Origin of the sequence: Pedobacter sp., assembly GCF_035566355.1 — a bacterium.
Lineage (GTDB): Bacteria > Bacteroidota > Bacteroidia > Sphingobacteriales > Sphingobacteriaceae > Pedobacter.
Window position 1 is genome coordinate 1 of sequence record NZ_DATMRL010000349.1, and the last position, 2996, is coordinate 2996.

Sequence of the window (2996 nt, forward strand, 5' to 3'; positions counted from 1 at the left end):
CAAAAGGGGTGAAACGTTTGTGGTTTGCGTACGTCTTATGTACAAAGAGAATTTAAAAAACTTAAAACATAAAGATATGAAAACCGCTATCAAAACCTTATTCGCAACAGCATTAACTGCTATCGTTTTAACTTCATCTGCATTTACCACTTTTGCAAAAGAAGGCGACAAAAATCTATCCGCAGTTTCTACCGTTTCCGGTGCAACCATGATTAAAGTGACTGGAAATGTAAAGGTATATTTAACTCAGGGCGCTAAAGAAGGATTCCGTGTAGAGACAGATCAAACTGAAGCTAAAGTTTCTTTCAAAAGAGAGGGTAACAAATTGTTCATCAATTCTACGGGTGATGAAACAACAACCGTGTATTTGACCGTGAATGACTTGAAAAGAATTGATGCTTCTGAAAATGCAGTTGTAAAATCAACCGGCCGTTTCAACTTGCCAGTGCTTCAGGTATTTGTACAGGACAATGCCAAAGTGGATGTGAATGTTGTTGCACAGGATGTATACACGGTGACCAAAGACGCTTCTTCGTTGAAACTAAGCGGATCTGCAGAACGCCATATATCGGTAATCGCTGATGCTTCACAAATCAATGTAAACCAATTTGCAGCCTTAAAAACTGTTTCATCGAGCCCCGTATTTCATGCTGATCTGGATGCACAGCTTGCAGAGTCGGTTAATATAGTTGTAACTTCTAGCAAAGTTTCGAAATAAGAATAAAGAATCGGATCAGAAATGGCGGGTATCTAACTGGTGCCCGCCATTTCTGTTTTAGCGAGAGTGCTACCTTCCTCGGTGTTGGTTGTTCGATGATCCGGCATTTCAGCGCCAATTGTTCGACAAAAGTACCTGTATACCTAAGTTACGGCGAAGAAAGGGCGAACAAGCTACGAACCAAGACGAAGCCAGATACAAGGCTTTGGGGCTGCTTTTGCATAGGGGTTGTCGTTTTATAATCCGGTTAAAACTGGGCATTATTGTTTTTTAATCCTGAATTGGCTTAACAAGTGAAAATATGTTTTCTTGGATGCAGACCGGGGAGGGTGCAGATGTAGGTTTCTAAATATTAATAGGTAATAGTTACTATTCCGCCGGTAAAGCCATCTATATAGTCAAACTTGTAGAGTGGGGCAGGATTGGGAGCCTGGCCCGCAGGTATCAATTGAATTCCCAGTAAGGGAACATTAATTTGTCCTTTATATACCCCATTTTTATAGTACTTTACTTTTGCCGCTACGGTGGCAGTAATGTGTAATCCATTGTTAGCCAGTTTTATAGTGGTTTCAGGGTGGTTGAATGTTAAAGTTTTCTGTGGCATGGCCTTAATTTTTGAGATAATTTGCCTACTCTATCCGGTTTTCAGCTGCTCCGTTTGCCATTTCTAATTGACATAAGCAAAGTAACAGCAAGGACCAGGCATATTTTAGGGCAGAAAAGCCCAATTTATCAAACAGGTAAAAAGACCTGGTTGCACTTAAAATTAAGAGATCACCTCAAAAATATGGTGTTTAATGGCAAATAAAACCAACCCTGCCGTATTACGACAGCCTGTTTTGGTTAACAGATTGTTGCGGTGCCCATCAACAGTCCGGATGTTAATAAATAGCTTTTCTGCTATTTCGCCATTGGTATGTTCCTGGCAAATGTACTGTAATACTTCCCTTTCTCTTGGTGATATTTCAATAACGACACCATTATCGTTTTTAAGCGCATGAGGCTGTAAGGAGGTGTGCTGCATCGCTTTCAATACCTGCATATTCATATAAAATCCAGTTTTATAGGTGGTCTGCAGGGCTAAAATTAATTCTTGTTTATTGCAGTTCTTGGCCAGATAGCCACTTGCTCCATCATGGATCATCCTAGCCATCAATCGTTCTTTCGTGTACATGGACAGTATAATAACCTTTATCTGAGGATATAAGCGCTGGATCTGGTTATTGAGCTCTATACCATCCATTACAGGCATTTCCATGTCTACTAAGGCAATGTCGGGCAATACATCTGCACGTTCAAGGGCAAGCAGAAAATCCTGACCATTTTCTGCTTCCAAAAGAAGTTCGAATTCCGGTTGAAGTTCAATAATTGAAGCTATTCCTTCCCGAAATAGTTGTTGGTCGTCTACGAGTGCAATTCTGATATTTTCCATAAGTTAAACTGGTAATGTAACAGATAAATTAAACCCGGCAATGTTATCTGCAATATGATAACTGGCACCTATCATTCCAAGTCTGCTTTCTATATTTTGCAGACCCATGCCTTTTTTGTGGCCAGGAGCCATTCCTGTGCCATCGTCATGATAGTCCATCGTACAGAAACCATCTCCAAAAGAAAAACAAAGGGTGATTCGTTTTGCTCTCGCATGTTTAATGGTATTGTTAATGAGTTCCGTAATTACTCTGTACATAGCCAATGTAACTGTATCAGAGAAGTTGACCGTTTTGTCCTGATCAAAGGTAACCTGGACCGTTATTTTTCCTGAATTGTTTATACCATCACAGTAATCATAAATCATATCCTGAAAGCCATAAGATTTGTTGAGCAGCGGGGATAAATTGTGAGAAATATTACGTGTATTGGTGATGATGTTGTCAATTATAGCCCTGCATTGCTCATTGAACTGATTCAATGAGCTGCTGCCTTCATTTTTTTCTACAAAATTCTCTATTAGAAGGCGGAGATAAGACAAGTTTGCACCCACTTCATCGTGTAAATCCATTCCAATACGTTTCCGCTCTGATTCCTGCGAGTTGATAGTAGCTTTTAATAAGTTCTTTTGATATTGCACTTCTGCCGTCTTCAGTTCGTATTGTTTCTTTAAAATGTTTTTCCGGTACTTGATATAGAATAAAATAGTAGCCAGGCACAGCAGAAATGTGGCCGTCATGCCCAATATGATATATAAATACATACTCATTGGCTTGGCTTTAATCGAAGGAATGCCCAGGCAAAGATAAGGTACATAATGACCATGATCGTGGCGTGTAAATTCCAG

4 protein-coding genes are annotated in these 2996 nt (G+C 39.8%); 1 reads left to right on the plus strand and 3 read right to left on the minus strand.

The window, feature by feature from the left end:
- Nucleotides 1-718: GIN domain-containing protein (locus tag VNZ46_RS13425; protein WP_325560606.1), on the plus strand; the 718-nt coding region annotated here is incomplete at its 5' end.
- Between the two features lie 352 nt (nt 719-1070).
- Here the strand turns inward: VNZ46_RS13425 and VNZ46_RS13430 are convergent.
- From VNZ46_RS13430 to VNZ46_RS13440, 3 genes are all read right to left on the minus strand, one after another.
- Complete coding sequence (locus VNZ46_RS13430; protein WP_325560607.1) at nt 1071-1322, minus strand: hypothetical protein; 252 nt, start codon at nt 1320-1322, stop codon at nt 1071-1073.
- Nucleotides 1323-1484: 162 nt separating this feature from the next.
- Entirely contained in the window at nt 1485-2150 is a 666-nt protein-coding gene (locus VNZ46_RS13435) for a response regulator transcription factor (RefSeq protein WP_325560608.1), read from the minus strand.
- Nucleotides 2151-2153: 3 nt separating this feature from the next.
- The coding region (locus VNZ46_RS13440) for a sensor histidine kinase (RefSeq protein ID WP_325560609.1) at nt 2154-2996 on the minus strand (843 nt) is incomplete at its 5' end.

What these genes read in the sequence shown, in the direction of transcription:
- VNZ46_RS13430 (WP_325560607.1), bottom strand. Translation starts at nt 1,322, where the DNA reads ATGCCACAGAAAACTTTAACATTCAACCACCCTGAAACCACTATAAAA.
- VNZ46_RS13435 (WP_325560608.1), bottom strand. Translation starts at nt 2,150, where the DNA reads ATGGAAAATATCAGAATTGCACTCGTAGACGACCAACAACTATTTCGG.